Below are 17,661 nucleotides of genomic sequence, written 5' to 3'. Positions count from 1 at the left end.
GTCTGTAAATTTATTGAGGATAGCATATATTAAGTTGTCATCTGATTTATATATATAGTGTCTGAGCTTCGTAAGTTCCATACTGACTCAATATCGGCAGATGTAAAAACGCTCCAAGCGAACATATTAAAAGTGATAAGCAATACATACTGCTTATTAATGAATTTGACAGGATAGAGATTCTTTTTGTAGATCGTAAGACAAAACGCACATTCCTAAGAATGTGCGCTATGTTTATCCTACTATTCTGTAGTTACTATAAATCTTCTATTAGAAACGATAGCCGACGCCAAGGAAAGTAATATAAGGATCGATATCGAGGTGAGCTTTCGATCGAATCAACTCTTCATTCTTATCATTTTTAACGGTGATGGTCGTATCGCTGTCCAGTTTTGCATAAGACAATGACCCGACTCCAAACCATCTATCATTGAAATCATAAGTAGCGCCAACAGTGACGATAGGTGCAAAAGCGCTTTCTGCCTCCACATCCACGTTCATCTCTCGATTGGATGGCACATTTTCTAGCGCAGCACCCGATTTGCCATCTTTGATATTCTGAATTTGATGTCCAGCTGCCTCTAAATCTTTACGAATACCCTCATTTAGCTCAATACCGTTAAAATAGGCATACATGACCCCAGCACCGACATAAGGGCGAAACTTATTGACCCCAGATTTGCCAAACTGATATTGCACCCCCGCTGCCGGTAGCCATGCGCGAGCCCTAGATGCCACGCCATCACCTTGTTCTAAATCGGTTATAAGCTGTTCTTTTTTAATTTTAAATTTTGGTAGTGCATATTCTCCTATTCCACCAGCTGTAACCTCACCAGATATAGGTGCATACACTTTCCCTTTACCCATAATATCTACTTTAGGAGGAAATCCGGCTTTGACTTCAATCGACCAGTTATCATTTAGATAATAGTTAAATAGCGAACCAAAAGTATCAACATCAGCAGACTCAAGACCCGTACCTGGACTGCTAAAATTCTCTAAACCGCCAAGCTTAACTTGACCTGATACATCACCTAGGGTAGTTCTAGACAAATCAGTTTCTTCACCTCTAAAGCTTACTACCCCTATAGCAGTTAGGCCTGTATTTACTTTAACTTTAGTGAGCTCACTTTGATCAGGATCAATAACCTCTCTGACAGTTTTTATTTTAACACTGCCGTTTTTAGCGACAGTACCATCTTTAATGGCTGTCGTATTTTCTAGAGGATTGGCCGTGCCTTGCGGAGAGGCATGCAACCAGCCAGCAGAGACCGAAAAGCGTTTGAAGCTACCATCGGTTTTAAAATAATCGAATGCAGCAAAAGCAGACTGGCTAAATAATAATGGTGTGGCGATAGCACAAACGAAGGTTAACGTCTTTTTCATGAAACATCCTTGTTAATAAATTCAGGTCGTTAATAAAAAGCATGAATGGCACAGTAGTCATCAGACAAAGCAGATAGATTGCCACTATGAAGTTAATCAAGTTCTCATCCTAACGTCCTGTTAGAATCGATAAAACGACTAGAAATACGCATATTTTAACCATATATCATTATGTAAAACGCGATATCCTAGCAAACGCATGGAAGACACTGTGCCAATCCATTATCGTAAACTGCCACACAAATAATCATAGTTCAATAATAACTCATGAACACATAAGTCAATATTAGTTCATTAAAATCAGAATACAGTGTTAATTATTGGTTGATAAATGATTTATAAAACCATAAAAAAGCCATTATTTTAAGAAAATAATGGCTTTTTTTATGGTAATCAGTAATAGAAAACAGGTTGAGTTAACTATCATTAAGCATTGGTATAACGACTTGCCTCTGGCATCCAACGATGAATCAGTTGGCTGACATCGGCTTTGCGTGCAGGATCTGCAATCAGATGCTTTGCCAAACGCTGGGCAATAGCAAATAACTGCTCATCCCGAATAAGGTCCGCCAAATAATAGCCGACATTACCTGTTTGACGCTTTCCTAATAACTCGCCCGGACCACGCAGCTCTAAATCTTTTTGCGCAATGACAAAACCATCAGTACTATCACGCAATACATTTAGACGTTCAGTACCTGTCTCCGACAACGGCTTCTGATACAACAGCACGCAATAGCTTTTTGTTGAACCACGCCCGACTCGCCCGCGTAATTGGTGCAATTGCGATAGACCCAATCGCTCTGCATTTTCAATGACCATCAGAGAAGCATTGGGCACATCAACACCCACTTCGATAACTGTGGTAGCTATTAACAAATCAAGTTGTCCTGCCTTAAACGCTTGCATAATGGCTTGTTTATCAGCGCCTTTCATTTTGCCATGCACCAAGCCAATACGAATATCCAAACGCTCGCTCAAATCTTCATAAGTCGCCTCAGCAGCTTGCGCATCGAGTACACTCGACTCTTCAACCAGTGAGCACACCCAATATGCCTGCCTGCCAGCTTCACAATTAACTGCAATACGTTCAATCACCTCATCACGGCGGTTGCGGTCAATTGTTACGGTAGTAATTGGTGTACGCCCTGGTGGTAGCTCATCGATAATAGAAGTGTCCATATCGCCATAAACACTCATTGCTAGCGTCCGCGGAATGGGCGTTGCAGTCATAATCAGCTGATGCGGTGTGCTACCAGCCACGCCTTTATTGGTCAACGCCATACGCTGCTCAACACCAAAGCGATGCTGTTCATCGATAATAACCAAACCCAATTTGGCAAATTGTACCTGCTCCTGAAAAAGCGCATGAGTACCAACGACTACTTGTACGGTATTCTCGCTCACCGCTTCTAACGCTTCGCGGCGCTGCTTAGCGGTTTGTTTACCAGCCAACCAACCGACACCAATACCTAACGGCTCAAACCAGTTTTTGAAATTAACCAAATGCTGTTCCGCTAAAATCTCCGTCGGTGCCATCACCGCCACCTGCCAACCACTATCTAATGCATAACCCGCCGCGCCTGCCGCGACTAAGGTTTTACCAGCGCCAACATCGCCTTGTACCAATCTGAGCATTGGTATTGAAGTCGCCATATCAGCGGTAATATTTCTCATAACTCTTTTCTGCGCACCCGTTAAATCAAATGGTAACGCACCAAATAATTTATCTGCCAATGGACTTTGGATAGCACATTTTGGCGCTTTATACTGATGCAATTGCTGACGGCGATATAATAAGCTGAGCTGATGTGCAGTCAACTCTTCAATAATGAGGCGTTGACAAGCAGCATGAGTACGAGCGCTTAATTGGGTTAATAATTTGTATTGTTGACCAGCATCAGTATAAGTAGGCGGCGTATGCAGCAATACCAACGCCTCAAATATGGTTAAATTATAGACATTATTGTTAGCCATATTTATAGCATCGGAACTGGTATTATTTTGACTATGATAAAAAGAGGGCTTCGTTCTATTGACGCTACTATTACTGCTATCACTACTACTAAAACCGTTGTCAGGCACACTACGCGCGAGGGTAGAAAAGATATCTTCTGGATAATCTGGCTCGGTTATCGGTATTTTAGCTGGTTCAAAAGGCACTAATGGCAAATCCGCAACGACTGAAAAATCCTCAGGCGTAAATAAAGTCATCGGCAAGCCCTGACTACGAACCGTTTGCAGTGCAAGCTTAATTAATGTACGCAGCTTATTTTGATGTAAACCTTTAACGCTTGGATAAACAGGCTGTAAACCCGTATTTACTACCGTCTCGTTACTGCTGATAATTTGATATTCAGGATGATGTATCTGCTTACCGTAGCGGCTCACTTTGACTTCACCGAATAATTGCAGATGGGTACCTAGACACATAGTTTGAGCAAGTCCACGATATACCTTAAAAAAGCGTAGAGATATCGTACCCGTGTCATCATCTACAATCACCGTCATGCCGCTGCGATTGGTATCGACATGCACGACGCGACCAGTAATCATGGCGGCTTGTCCATGAGCCACATCGCCTATTGACACCAAGCGACTACGATCTTCATAGTCGCGCGGCAGATGTAGTAGCAAATCAAAGATACGGGCAATGCCCAATTGCGTCAATTGCTCGGCCACTTTTGGTCCAACACCTGCCAGCGCCGTCACCGGCATATCAAGTGCCAAAACATCTAGTAAATGAGGTGTAGCAGGGTTAACCGATGTGGGCATCAAAAATCCTAACGATGTTAATATAAATTTTATAGGGTCAAGTGTCTTGTTCAAGAATTCATGCTAGCTTATAAGCTGTCTTATCATGTGATAATGATCAATATTGTGTAACGTGCCTAGCTATACCGCTAAATTATTATGCTAACTAATACCTTATGCTAAGCTATTTCGCCATACAACGTCTAGCTGATTTCTGCGTAACCTATTGATGAATACCCTACTACACCGCTATTTATTCCTCTATGATAATTTTTGATAAGGTTTTTTATGTCCTCTCATTCTATCTGCCACCCTTATTATCATTTTTTATTGACGCTTCGTCTGAGCCTCTTCGCTATATTCGCTATATTGATGAGTGCTTGCAATAGTTTGACGCCAGTCGCGCCAGCAGATACGTCAGTACCGAACAAACCTACGGTAGCTTTAGTATTAGGTGGTGGCGGTGCAAAAGGTTTCGCTCATGTAGGCGTGATTAAAGCATTAGAAGAGAACGGTATTAAACCGACACTGGTAGTAGGCACCAGTGTCGGGAGCTTAGTTGGTAGCTTATATGCCAGTGGTTATAATGCAAAGCAGCTTGAACACTTGGCACTGACCACCACTGATAGTGAATTGACAGACTTTACCTTATCTAACCAAGGTCTTATCGAAGGTATTAAGCTCAAAAACTTTATTAATGCAAAAGTACGAAAACAGGTTATAGAAGATTTTCCCATCTCCTTTGCCGCGGTTGCTGCTGAAAAAAATACGCTGAAAAAGACCGTCTTTACCACGGGTGATGTTGGGCTTGCGGTACAAGCATCCTGTAGTGTGCCTAATATCTTTATTGCACCGCGCATCCCTGAAAAAGTCGGCAAAAAATATATTGATGGTGGCGTGGTCAGCTTAGTGCCTGTGGATAGCGCCCGTGATTTGGGTGCCGATATTATCATCGCCATTGATGTGACTGCTGCTAACGCTAATACATCGACTGTCAATCAAAAACCGAACCTCAATTCATTAACCAGCTTTTGGGGCTTTCTTGAAAACAGTTTAATCGCCAATGCAGCCTATAACGCGAAAGCATCTCCGATTAATCATAGCGCTGCATCAATGCGTCATGAGCGTGAGCGTGCTGATATTGTGATTATGCCAAATGTTGGTCATATCAGCACGCTAGATACCAGCCAGCGTAGCGCTTTGATTGCTGCTGGCTCGCAAGCTACTACCGCCCAAATTTATGCCATTAAGCAACTTATTAACGAAAAATCCAAGAGTAAATATGCCACTCTTTAATTTATAGTGGAAAAGGATATATAAAAAATCCTGCTAACTACAGATATCAAAGATTGATGATAAAAAAAGCACCACAGTGATTGCTGCGGTGCTTTTTTGTTGAAGCAGATATCAAAGCATAAACTTATTTGACACGTGCCCGGTATTTCACTGCGACTGTATCATTAAGACCTACGCCTTCTAGATCCCAGCGTACGGCTTTATAGAATTTTAACGGAATTTCTTGCAACTGATTATCAACTTTTCCACGTAGCGGCATACGGGCAAAGGTATTGCCATCTGCACTACCATAAGGAAAATCAGGAGAAACAGCACGCAGCAATTCTACTTGTTCAGGAATACTCATCGTCACGGTCATTTTACGAACACGATCGGCATTGGTATTGGTAAAATAGCCTTGATACTCTAAAACATTACCTGACTGCAAACGCGTATTTGCATCCACAGGAACCAGTATTTCTTTACCATTGGCATCAACACTAATCAATGACGCTGTAATTCTACTGTTAACTGCTTGCGCATTTGACTGACTGTTTTGATTAAAGTTTGACTGAACCGCTACTGAATTATTAACGGCTTGTTCTGGTGTGGGCAACATCGCTGATGCTTGCGTGACAGCCATAACGCCAACGAGCGTACCAGCGACAACATGAAACAAACGGTGTCCAGTCCATGCACTGAATGGGTTCGCAAAATGGTTACTTTTCTTCATGACATTCATTATCCCTAGTTGATGTATCGGTAAAACAAAGCTGGTAAAAAAGGAGATGGTAAAAATTAGTAGTTTTAAAAATATAGGAGAATAAGCAATTTACCATCATATATGGTCATACTCAGTCATGTTAACTTTTAAACATTATTATTTTTATCAATTATCTGCGTAAGCCATCGGTAAAGCAATAGCGCTTAGCATAACAAAAAGCATTTATACGAACATTAACCCTGTGTTGATGTTGTGTATATCGTTAATCTGCTGTGAAGACTCTTTAACGCTACTGAAATAAAAGATAGCTCATAACGACGTTTTTTGCTATGGTAAATCTTTAGCGATCCTTTAGCGACAGGCATTCTCTGTCACGCCCTTTTTCTTATTCTAACGACTATTGCTCCCATTATGACTACTAGCGCCATGCCCCAGATTAACCCTGAATACGTCCATTGGTTCCGTAATTCTGCCCCCTATATCAATACCCATCGCGGCAAAACGTTCGTGATTATGTTTGGTGGTGAGGCGGTCAATCATCCAAATTTCAGCACACTGATTCATGACTTTGCTTTATTGCATAGCTTGGGTATCAAGCTGGTATTGGTGCATGGGGCGCGACCGCAAATCGAGAAAAACCTCAAAGATGCTGATATTGAATCGCCACTGCATCAAGATATTCGTGTGACACCTCGCGTCGCGATGCCTTCTATATTACAAGCGGTTGGTGCTATTCGCTTGCAGATTGAAGCACAGCTATCGATGGGGCTTGCCAACTCACCTATGTACGGCTCACGTATTGATGCAGTGTCGGGCAATTTTGTCACTGCGCGTCCTTATGGTATTCGCGATGGCGTTGATTACCAGATGACAGGCGAAGTACGCTCTATCGATGTTGAAGCCATCAAAAATAATCTACTACACGATCATATTGTAATTTTAGGCTCTATGGGCTATTCGGCAACTGGCGAAGTTTTCAACTTGCTCGCGGAAGATGTTGCTCTTAGTGCCGCCGTGGCGCTTGGTGCTGATAAGCTGATTTTCCTAGGCGAAGAAGCAGGTATCAATCACAATGATCGTTTGTTACGTGAGATGATTCCAAATGAGGTCGATCGCTTCTTACGTGACCGTGATCTAAACTGTGAGATTAATTACTTTTTGAGCTGTGCCAGCAATGCCTGTCGCCAAGGGGTTCATCGCACCCATATTATCTCTTATGCCAAAAACGGCGCACTACTTGAAGAGCTATTTACCCGTGATGGTTCTGGCACCTTAATTAGTCACGACCCTTACGAAGAGATTCGCCGCGCTGATGTCGATGACGTGGTAGGGCTGATAGAGCTATTATCGCCGTTAGAAGAGCAAGGTATCTTGGTCAGTCGCTCACGCGAACGCTTGGAGCAAGAGATTGATAATTATAGCGTCATCGAACGTGACGGCATGATTTTAGGTTGTGCAGCGCTTTATCCACTCGATACGGATTCAGCAGAAGTTGCCTGCGTCGCGGTACATCCAGAATATCGCAGCGGTAGCCGCGGCGCTGATTTACTGGCATTTTTGGAGCAACAAGCACGCAGCCATGGTCTACACAAGTTATTTGTATTGACCACTCGTACAGCACATTGGTTCGTTGAACAGGGGTTTGCTGAAGTTGAGGCAAGCGCCTTACCTGAAGTACGCCGCGAGAAGTATAATAACGGTCGCAATTCTAAAGTTTTCCAAAAGAACCTTTGAATAATGGCTCATTAACGTCGAAAGCTTAAGTGCTATTTCTTACGCAAAAAGAAGCCCTCTTACATTAAGAGGGCTTCTTTTTGCGTCTATTGTATCAATACTAAATTAGCATTAATTACTACTAATTACTTTACCTTTAATAGCTCAACGGTAAAGATTAGCGTGCTATTAGGCTCGATACCTGCGTTACCCGCTTCACCATAAGCGATATCAGAGGGGATATAAAACTCGTATTTACCGCCCTCTTTCATCAACTGTAGACCTTCAGTCCAACCAGCGATTACTTGATTTAGTGGGAATTCAATTGGTTCACCGCGCTCGTATGAGCTATCGAATACAGTACCGTCAATCAATTTACCTTCGTAGTTTACTTCAACCACGTCTGTAGCTTTTGGCGACTTGCCAGTACCTGCGGTCACTACTTTATATTGCAGACCTGAAGCAGTGGTTTTCACGCCAGCTTTTTTGCCATTCTCTACTAAGAATGCGGCGCCCTTAGTTTTGTTTGCACCCGCTTTAGATTCCATATCTTTCACAAACTTCGCTTCCTGTTCTTTTTGATAGGTCATTAACACTTCTTGCATTTGCTCTTCTGTCAATGCCGCTTTTTTGCCTTCATAGCCATCACGGAAACCTTTTTCAAACGTATCTAGGTGCAGATCCCCAACCGCTTCTTTATTCCCTTCTGCCATCATATAGCCCAAGCTATAGCCTACTTTTTCCTTGGCAGGGCTTTGTTCAGTCACTGAAACACTTTTAGTAGCGGTTTCTTTACTGCCATTATTTGCGCTACAGCCTGTGATTAATAACATAGCACTAGCAAGGGCACTGATGCTTAGGGTAGTGATTTTTTTCATAAAATGCTCTCAAATTGTAATAATAGTGGCGAGATGTCACATTTATCTATAATAGCAAATCTTAGTTTTGCCTGCTATGACTCACTTGAAATTATCGGTCAAATGTACAGTCTATGTTAATATTTACCGTAAAAATAACAACTTATCACACAAATATAGTAAGACGTTAAGCTTTCTATCTTTAAATTCATAATTACATAAGTTAAGCTAAATTGGTTAAGGAAAGAAATAACAAAAGATATGTCTTTTTAATAGTGACTACTGATTGTTAAGTATAAATTTCTTATAAAGAACTAAAATCAAGTTTACAAATAATTTTAATTAAAAATACTAATAAATAGGTGTGTGTTTGCCTCGGATGAAACGCTTGAATTAAAGTGATTTTCTTATCTTATAACAGACACATGATCATTAGAGGAGGACAGGATGAATCCAATGTTTACATCGTTCAACGGTTATCTGGGTGGCCCTATCGGCTCCATCATCGGCGCTATTCTTATTTTTATCATTGGTTGGCTTGTCGCCTTGGGCATTGCTGCTCTAGTACGCGGCGTGCTGTCTAAAATCAATCTCAATCAACGTATGAACTCTTCAACAGGTAAAAGCTATGACTTAGAAGGCATCATCTCTAAGATTGTTTTTTGGTTTATTTTCGTTATCGCTATTTCTGGCGCATTAAGTCAGTTAAACCTAAACTCTATATCAGCACCGTTTGCCAACATGGTAAACCAAGTACTCACCTTTATCCCTAATCTTATCGCTGCTATTGCAGTTGGTGTGATCGGTTGGGTTATTGCAACGGTTGCACGTACTGCCATCAATGCTGCACTTTCAAAAACCTCAATGGATGAGCGTTTAAGTGCAAAAGCTGGTGTAAAACCAATGAGCAGCACGATTGCTGACATGGTTTATTGGTTCATTCTATTAGTAGTATTGACCATGGTATTAGGCCAACTAGAGCTTGACGGTTTATTTGCTCCATTAACCAATATGGTTGATAAAATCTTCAGCTTTATCCCTAATATTCTGATTGCTGCTGTAGTATTCGTAGTAGGTTACATCATCGCCAAAGTGGTACGTGGCATCGTAACCAACCTTGTTTCTACTTTCGATGTCCAGAAGCTTGCAACCAAAGCTGGTTTAAGCGAACAGAATAGCTTACCCAACATTGCAGGTTCTTTAGCCTTTCTAGTAGTGATTATTCCAACAATCATTGCTGCTTTAAATGCCCTAAAAATTGATGTAATTGCTCGTCCTGCAACCAACATGTTAAACAAAATCATGGAAGCCTTGCCAAATATCTTTATGGCAATTGCTATCTTGGTTGTGACTTTTTATGTTGTACGTATGGTTGCAAACATCATCAAAGGCTTGCTTGAAAATACGCAAATCAATCAGTTACCTGCCAAAGTTGGTCTTCAACAGACCATGGGTGACAAAAAGGTTTCTGACTTAGTTGGCTATGCCATCGTATTTTTTGCCATGTTATTTGCCTCTATCGCTGCTGCTGACTTATTAGGTTTTGAGCCTATCTCAGCCATTATTGCAATGTTTATTGCTTTCGGTGCCAATATCATCCTAGGCGCAATCATCTTATTCATCGGTTTTTGGCTTGCCAATATCATCGCTGGTGTCGTTGAGCGCTCTGAACAAGGTTCACAGTTCTTAGCAAATATCGTGCGCGTTTTGATCATGGGCTTAGTACTTGCCATGGGTCTAAAAGCGATGGGTATTGCGGATTCTATCGTTAACCTAGCATTTGGTCTAACTTTAGGTGCAGTTGCAGTAGCATTTGCCCTATCGTTTGGTCTAGGTGGTCAAGAAGCAGCAGCACGTTTCTTACGCAAAATGCAGGATAAAATGGACAGAGAACGTGATGAAGCAAAAGCAAAATCTGCTTTGACACCAAGCTCATCGACTCAAGATAAGGTTGCTGCTTCAGTACGTGACAATACGCCAAGTACAGCTACTGATACGTTTGGTAGCAGCACAACCCAAGTAGATAATAATACCATCACACCTAATAACTTAAGCTCTACCGGTGATGTAAATTCTTCTACGGTTGATATCAATCATATTGCAACTGATGATAGTGATATCGATGGTCCTAATAATCTAAGATAATTTATCGTTATTGATTTATTTTATAAAAAAGACAGCTTAGGCTGTCTTTTTTTATGTTTGATAATAAGTAATTTTAGTCAGTATTATTAGGGCGAGATGCACTTGGAATATTTAAGCGTCTTTATGATAGATGATTAGAATCAGCTTTTTTCTTATTATCTTCGGTAATTTCACTAGCGTTACTCTGATTATTTTGCTGTAACTGCTGAACCTTTTTAGTCAGTTGGCGCTCGCGCTGGGTCATGGGATTAACTGGCTGAATCCATAAATCAATATCCATAAAAGCATCTTCAGCCTCTATTATAAAATCTATACCCAATACAATCACATGATGTAGTTCTGCCATTGGTAATCGTGTCGCCACATCTAAAGCAATTTTCGCTAAATTTGGGCATATAGCCGACTTACTATGCTTTCCTTCTGCATCTTGTCCATAAAATATTAGTACATAATGCCGCCCCAAACACTCGTAAGAATGTTGGTGAACGACATAGCCTTGTTGCTGCAACTGCTGCGCTTGCTTGGGATGCTTATATAAAGTGCGAATTAACTCATGACGCGAAAACAATGACTCATCTAATATCTGCTGTTGCCAATGAGAAAAATCTGCCTCACTAGACTTCTCCGATGATTCTTTTTGCTTAAACGCAGCAGGATTTTTATAAACTGTTTCTAACATCTGCATGCTAAGTTGTGACCATAAGACAGTGGCTTGCGCCATATGCTGTTGATACATCTGCTTAGTTGGGCTATTGGTTTTTTGCGCCAGCGACATCGCTATCAATGCCGAGTTAGGCTCATTTTGCAAACCATATTTTATCAATGCATTATCTATCGTAATTGCAGGTGCAAAGAAGTCGGCAACATTTAGAAATCCAGTAATAATATCGTTTTCGGAATTTGTTATATGATCTTTATTATCCTGCTGTGAATGCCCTAAACGATAGTATAAAAATCGCCATAGCTCGCAAGGTATCTGTAATTTATTTAAATGAATATGCCAGTCATGCCAGCCAAATGCTTGTAATGGCTGAATAGATGCACTTGTATCAACGGGCGAACCCTCTACTAAATCACTGTCCGTAAAACTATGGGCTAGACGTTGAACAGGATTTTTTTTGCAGGATTTATTATGAACATCATGTTCATTATCAATATCATTTTGACGTTGGATATCCAAAACCAAGACATCAATACTACGTAACTGGCTGTCTATAGATCTTGATATATGAGTCTTGCGCCATATATTTACAGCATTAAAAGCTGTCCTACCTAGTGCCTCAATATCAGCTGGCAGCATGTCAGTAGGCAAATATATCACCAACTCTACTAAGTTAAGTTCGCCCAGTGGTAGCTGGTACTGAGAATATTGCGCTTGATAGTTACTCTCTACCACTGGCATATCCGGTAAGATAATCTTTAAGATATCTGTTCGTAAATAACAAGCCATTTCATGCATAAGATAGCTTCCATCAGACATTACCATCGTCGAATCACTGGGCACAGTCACCACCTTTTTGTCTGAAAAAAATACGCTATTATAAGCGGCGCAATTGGTTTGCAGCGGATAAATGCAACTGCTACTCCAAGACTATTGGATAAAAAATAAACTACATAATAGCAATTATACATGGTCGCTTTCAGCACAGTGTCTTGTTATGATGATATAAAAGCGGTATTACTCGCGTATTGAAGAATCAATTAATACGCATGCTACTTTACAATATAATTAGCCCATTTATGTATCAAATAACTCTCTGATGATAACAAGGACTTGCCCATCATGAAACGCTTTAAAGAGAAAACAGTCGTCGTAACAGGTGCCGACTCACATATCGGTCGTGCAACTGCCATTCGTTTTGCGAATGAAGGTGCTAATGTCATACTCGTCGGACGCTCGACCGATACATTAAATCAAATCACTGAAGGGTTTCCACAAGACCGTACATGGATTCATACCGACAACTTTTTAACCATTGCTTGTGACATTGGTGTTGAGAGCCAAGTACAAGAGATGATAAAAAGAGTCATCGATAAGTTTGAAACAATCGATATATTGGTGAATAACGCAGCACAAACGACGCAAGGCAGAAATAGTGGGTTATCTACTGAACAGAAGAGTCCAGCTGTTGATGACTATTTAAGTGAAACCTTGTATGTCTGTCAGACGGCGATGCCTTACTTAATACAGAGTAAAGGTAGTATCATTAACGTTCCTTCATTTGCAGCTTGTAGTAGCGATCAGAGTGCAGCAACTTATGATGCTGCCACCTCAGGTATTACTGATTTGACCCGTACGTTGGCTTCGGCACACAGCGCAGACGGCGTGCGCGTTAATGCAGTAAATCCAAGCGTCACTCAGTCTGATATATCAGATGCGATTCAAAACACCGATATTCAAAATACTGATATAACAGATCTTCAAGCAAATATAGATGAATCATCAGATAATAGTCCATTAGGACGCTGTGCCACACCAAACGATATTGCCGCGGTGATTACTTTCTTAGCAAGCGATGATGCTGCCATGATTACTGGTACCAATTTGCCCGTCGATGGCGGTGTAAGCACTTCTAACCGTCAGTTACCTTTATAAGAAGTTTACTTATAAGCAACTTTATAAAGCCTTAATGTGTAAGGGCTCAAGATTAATAAGCGCAAACAAAAAACCCCTGATACTCCATATCAGGGGTTTTTTATAAATATAATCAGCTACTGCTTAAAAAACTACTCCGCTGATTTATTAACGTCCTGTAGCGGCTGCGATAAACGCTCAGGATGTCTTGGAATTACACCTTGATATTGAGCATATATTTTTGGCAAATCGGCTTCGATATCTCCGGTAGGATAGACCAAAGGCATAAAGCGTATCTCTTTGGTATTGTAATCCAGCGCCACTGGCAAGATTGGCACACCGGCACCCACTGCTAAATAATAAAAGCCTGACTTCCAATTTTTGGTGTACTGACGCGTACCTTCTGGCGACAACCCCAAAAACAATGGCTCACCTGTTTTAAATTTATCAATACTCGCTTGTAATACGGAGCCTTTATTACGGCGATCAATCGGAACAATACCTATCCAATGCAGTAATTGTGCAAGGACCGGCACCTTAAATAAGGTGTGTTTGCCCATAATACTGATTTTCAAATCGAGCGCAAACAAACTGGGTATCGCATATACACCATCGATATTTGATGTATGCGGAAGCGCTAGCACCACCGCCTGTGAAATATTTGCTATCTCACCAACGGTGCGCCAGCCTGCCGCTTTTAACAATGCAGACGCAATCACTGGCGCAATCTTGTTGCCGCGTCTAGGAACCAAATTCCCAAGCTGTTTTTTATTGAGACTTGGTAATATTTTAGAGCGTGGCGGCTTAGCACTGTTAGCATTAGAGCGATTAAATAGTTTTGATGTCATAACGGCACCATGTAGTAGAAGATATCCATATAATACCATTAAGCTGGTATCACTAATCTGGATTTTACATGCTTTTGTTATGTTATAGCTTACTCAATCATGACTATAAATAATGCTAAGCGTCCTAAAAATAGCTATGAGATATCAGCTAGATTACCTTTATCTTCTAGCCATATCTTACGATCAGCAGCACGCTTTTTGGCTAGCAGCATATCCATCACACTGTTGGTTAGTACCATGTCATCCATATCCAACTGAACCAGACGTCGAGTATCACGGTTCATGGTTGTTTCACGCAACTGCTCTGCACTCATCTCACCCAAGCCTTTAAAACGTGTGATTTGGGCTTTTTTATTGCCCGGTACATTGGCTAAAATATGCTGAAGCTCGGTCTCATCTAACGCATAATGCACTTCTTTAGCCACATCGACGCGATAGAGTGGCGGCATTGCGACAAATAAATGACCAGCATCGACTAAGGCAGGAAAGTGCTTCACGAATAGCGCACAGATCAAGGTAGCAATATGCAGTCCATCAGAATCGGCATCCGCTAAGATGCATACCTTGTCATAACGTAGCTCAGATAAATCGTCAGATGCCGGATCAACGCCAATAGCAATCGCAATATCATGAATTTCTTGACTTGAGAGCACTGTATCAGATGATACCTCCCAGGTATTTAAAATCTTACCACGTAGAGGGAGTATCGCCTGATAATGACGATCACGTGCTTGCTTCGCACTACCACCCGCAGAATCACCTTCTACCAAAAACAGCTCAGCCCCATCACGCAAATCACCGCGGCAATCTGCCAACTTACCGGGCAATGCAGGTCCCTGAGTGATTTTCTTACGGGCGACTTTTTTAGCAGATTTTAAACGACGCCCTGCTTTATTAATCGCCAGTTCAGCGATTTGCGTACCCATGTCTGCATGCTGGTTTAACCATAGGCTAAAGGCATCTTTTGCCAATGTCTGTACAGCGCCTGCAGCCTCGCGACTAGACAAGCGCTCTTTGGTCTGTCCAGAAAACTGTGGCTCAGAGAACTTCAGAGACAGAATATAGTTCACCCCGTCCCAGACATCTTCTGCGGTTAGCTTCACACTACGTGGTAGCAAATTATGAATATCGCAGAACTCACGCAATGCTTCTAAGATACCCGTGCGTAGTCCATTGACGTGAGTACCGCCCTGAGCTGTCGGAATCAGGTTCACATAGCTTTCTTGAATCGGCGTCCCACCATCAGGCAACCAAGACAAGGCAAAGGTAATGGCAGCTCGTTCGCCCGCTTTCGCATCGTAATTATAATAAAACGGTGCTTCAGGCAATGTCTCAAGACCATCTAATTGTTCGTTTAAATACTCGACCACCCCATCGGTAAACTGCCAAACCACCTTTTCATCATTAATGTCATCAGTGAATTCAATCGTCAGTCCAGCTGCCAAAACCGCTTTGGCTTTCAAATTATGCTTGAGATGCTTTACATTGAATTTTGGCGTATCAAAAAAGCTACCATCTGCCCAAAAGCGTACCCTAGTACCACGTTTGCGCTTATTTGAGCTGACCGCTTCGGTCAACAGCGTGACTGGTGCGCCGTTTTCAAACGCCATATCAAACTGTGTGCTATCACGCCATACCGTAACCTCAACACGCGTTGATAGCGCATTGACGACAGAGATACCCACGCCATGCAAACCACCTGACACCTCATAATTGGAGGTCGAAAACTTCCCTCCTGCATGTAAGCGGGTCAAAATCAGCTCAATACCTGATTGGTTAAATTCAGGATGAATATCCGTTGGCATACCGCGTCCATCATCTTCGACAGACAACGACCCATCACTATGCAATTGAACCTTGATAGTTTTGGCGTAACCACCCAATGCCTCATCGACGGAGTTATCAATAACTTCTTGCGCCAAATGATTTGGGCGCGTGGTATCGGTATACATACCGGGACGACGACGTACTGGCTCAAGACCTTCTAAAACTTCTAACGATTGCGCATTATATTGACTCACAAATGCATCCTTAACTGTTCGCGTGCGTTTAATTCTATTAAACCATTATAACGAAAAATAGCGACATTAACGTTAACAGTCCATCGCTTACGTCATATAATGTCGTCTGTTTAGACCCGTCCTAAATCTTGTAGAATATCTATCACCATTGGCAACTGTTTATCGAAGTCACTAAACCTATGATCGCCACCTGCTTGCACCGTTACCGATGCGCCCTGACTCCGATAAAAAGCTTTAGACAATTCAGAATTTAACAGCTCATCGCCTTTTTTCAGTAGCAAAGCAACTTTATCGGGATAATTTACTGCTAAAAGTTGATGGTCTGCAAACCATTGTAAATCTGAGGGAGTAATATTCCAGCCGCCCGCCGTCGTATGCAGGACTTTATTATTAGGTAACCCATCACTGCTATCTCGATTTGATATCGATGTATTATAAAAACGCTGTAGGGTGATATGAGGCTGAGTGCTAGGGTTTAGCAATAGTGCAGGGCAACCTGTATGATTGCTTACCAAGGTGGAAAAATAGCCCCCTAACGAGCTGCCAATCAGTACGGTTTTATTATCTTTTTTCAGCTCAGTGACCAAATCAGTTAAATAACTAAAGACTTGTTCAGGTGACTGGTTTAGATCAGGACGATATACTTTAATGTCAGAATGGTTTTTTTGGCAATAGCTTTCTAATAATATGCCTTTGGTCGAGTTGGCATCACTGTCCAGTCCATGGATATAAATCAGGTTCACGTATCATCTCCTTTGTTAATTTTGTTATGATTATCTTATATAGGCTAGTGAAGCTAAGCATAGCACCCGATAGACAAAAATAATAACAATAAAACGGCACACTATTAGACAGCATTTGCGACATAAGAATATTGTTATAGTGATTGTATGCAGGTCAAAGGAATGACGGTAATAGCAATGGAGTCGCCATGAACCAACAGTTTGAGCTGTTTGAGATTGCCAATCCATGTATTGGTGTCTGTCAAAGCAACAAAAAAGGCTATTGCTTTGGTTGCCTGCGCAGTCGAACGGAACGCCAACGATGGCATAATATGACCACAGAGCAACAACGCGAAGTGCTGAGGCTTATCACAGGACGTAAACAACGTATAGAACAAATGAGACAGCGTAAAGATGAACAGTTAGGATTTGATTTTGAAGACACAGTAGAAGCGGGTAAGCTTTTCTAAAAAGCTTATGATAAAACCCCACTATCCAATAAACGCAACCCTTTCCAAAACCGCACACGAAAGAAAACCCCCCAACGAATTAACGTTGGGGGGTTTATCTAGGAATAGAGAGCTGACGATGACCTACTCTCACATGGGCGAACCACACTACCATTGGCGCGACGATGTTTC

At 41.6% G+C, this 17,661-nt stretch carries 13 protein-coding genes; 5 read left to right on the top strand and 8 right to left on the bottom strand.

Annotated elements, in window-relative coordinates; all coding sequences use genetic code 11:
• Positions 1 to 270 precede the first annotated feature (270 nt).
• Both JMX89_RS08575 and recG read right to left on the bottom strand, forming a co-directional pair.
• A complete protein-coding gene (locus JMX89_RS08575; protein WP_201531847.1) occupies positions 271 to 1,386 on the bottom strand; it encodes an OmpW/AlkL family protein in 1,116 nt (371 codons plus the stop codon).
• Between the two features lie 426 nt (positions 1,387 to 1,812).
• Positions 1,813 to 4,161, bottom strand: coding sequence for an ATP-dependent DNA helicase RecG (gene recG, locus JMX89_RS08570; protein WP_201531845.1), 2,349 nt, complete (start codon positions 4,159 to 4,161; stop codon positions 1,813 to 1,815).
• Positions 4,162 to 4,428: 267 nt separating this feature from the next.
• Between recG and JMX89_RS08565 the strand changes: the two genes are divergently transcribed.
• A complete protein-coding gene (locus tag JMX89_RS08565) occupies positions 4,429 to 5,436 on the top strand; it encodes a patatin-like phospholipase family protein (RefSeq protein ID WP_201531843.1) in 1,008 nt (335 codons plus the stop codon).
• A gap of 124 nt (positions 5,437 to 5,560) precedes the next feature.
• Here the strand turns inward: JMX89_RS08565 and JMX89_RS08560 are convergent, their stop codons facing one another.
• Entirely contained in the window at positions 5,561 to 6,148 is a 588-nt protein-coding gene (locus tag JMX89_RS08560) for a hypothetical protein (RefSeq protein ID WP_011514709.1), read from the bottom strand.
• Positions 6,149 to 6,550: 402 nt separating this feature from the next.
• On the opposite strand from JMX89_RS08560, the gene argA reads away from it, so the two are divergent.
• A complete protein-coding gene (gene argA / locus JMX89_RS08555; RefSeq protein ID WP_020444499.1) occupies positions 6,551 to 7,873 on the top strand; it encodes an amino-acid N-acetyltransferase in 1,323 nt (440 codons plus the stop codon).
• Positions 7,874 to 7,998: 125 nt separating this feature from the next.
• Here the strand turns inward: argA and JMX89_RS08550 are convergent, their stop codons facing one another.
• Entirely contained in the window at positions 7,999 to 8,730 is a 732-nt protein-coding gene (locus JMX89_RS08550; RefSeq protein ID WP_149409678.1) for an FKBP-type peptidyl-prolyl cis-trans isomerase, read from the bottom strand.
• A gap of 426 nt (positions 8,731 to 9,156) precedes the next feature.
• Between JMX89_RS08550 and JMX89_RS08545 the strand changes: the two genes are divergently transcribed.
• A complete protein-coding gene (locus JMX89_RS08545) occupies positions 9,157 to 10,854 on the top strand; it encodes a mechanosensitive ion channel (RefSeq protein WP_201531841.1) in 1,698 nt (565 codons plus the stop codon).
• Positions 10,855 to 10,975: 121 nt separating this feature from the next.
• Here JMX89_RS08545 and JMX89_RS08540 read toward each other — a convergent pair whose 3' ends face one another.
• Positions 10,976 to 12,358, bottom strand: a complete 1,383-nt coding sequence (locus tag JMX89_RS08540; protein ID WP_227673061.1) for a hypothetical protein — start codon at positions 12,356 to 12,358, stop codon at positions 10,976 to 10,978.
• Positions 12,359 to 12,637: 279 nt separating this feature from the next.
• Here JMX89_RS08540 and JMX89_RS08535 point away from each other — a divergent pair, with 279 nt between their 5' ends.
• Positions 12,638 to 13,450, top strand: a complete 813-nt coding sequence (locus JMX89_RS08535; RefSeq protein ID WP_020444503.1) for an SDR family NAD(P)-dependent oxidoreductase — start codon at positions 12,638 to 12,640, stop codon at positions 13,448 to 13,450.
• 131 nt (positions 13,451 to 13,581) lie between these two features.
• Here JMX89_RS08535 and JMX89_RS08530 read toward each other — a convergent pair whose 3' ends face one another.
• From JMX89_RS08530 to JMX89_RS08520, 3 genes are all read right to left on the bottom strand, one after another.
• Positions 13,582 to 14,277 carry a lysophospholipid acyltransferase family protein gene (locus JMX89_RS08530; protein WP_227673060.1) on the bottom strand — a complete coding sequence of 232 codons (696 nt, stop codon included), beginning with the start codon at positions 14,275 to 14,277 and terminating at the stop codon, positions 13,582 to 13,584.
• A gap of 134 nt (positions 14,278 to 14,411) precedes the next feature.
• A complete protein-coding gene (parE, locus tag JMX89_RS08525) occupies positions 14,412 to 16,298 on the bottom strand; it encodes a DNA topoisomerase IV subunit B (RefSeq protein WP_201531837.1) in 1,887 nt (628 codons plus the stop codon).
• A gap of 110 nt (positions 16,299 to 16,408) precedes the next feature.
• Positions 16,409 to 17,041, bottom strand: a complete 633-nt coding sequence (locus JMX89_RS08520) for a YqiA/YcfP family alpha/beta fold hydrolase (RefSeq protein WP_201531836.1) — start codon at positions 17,039 to 17,041, stop codon at positions 16,409 to 16,411.
• 188 nt (positions 17,042 to 17,229) lie between these two features.
• Between JMX89_RS08520 and JMX89_RS08515 the strand changes: the two genes are divergently transcribed.
• Positions 17,230 to 17,490, top strand: a complete 261-nt coding sequence (locus tag JMX89_RS08515; RefSeq protein ID WP_201531834.1) for a DUF1289 domain-containing protein — start codon at positions 17,230 to 17,232, stop codon at positions 17,488 to 17,490.
• Positions 17,491 to 17,661 lie beyond the last annotated feature (171 nt).

Source organism: Psychrobacter sp. DD43, from assembly GCF_904846555.1.
In the GTDB taxonomy this organism is placed as follows: Bacteria; Pseudomonadota; Gammaproteobacteria; order Pseudomonadales; family Moraxellaceae; genus Psychrobacter; species Psychrobacter cryohalolentis.
This window is presented reverse-complemented; position numbering and strand designations above follow the sequence as displayed.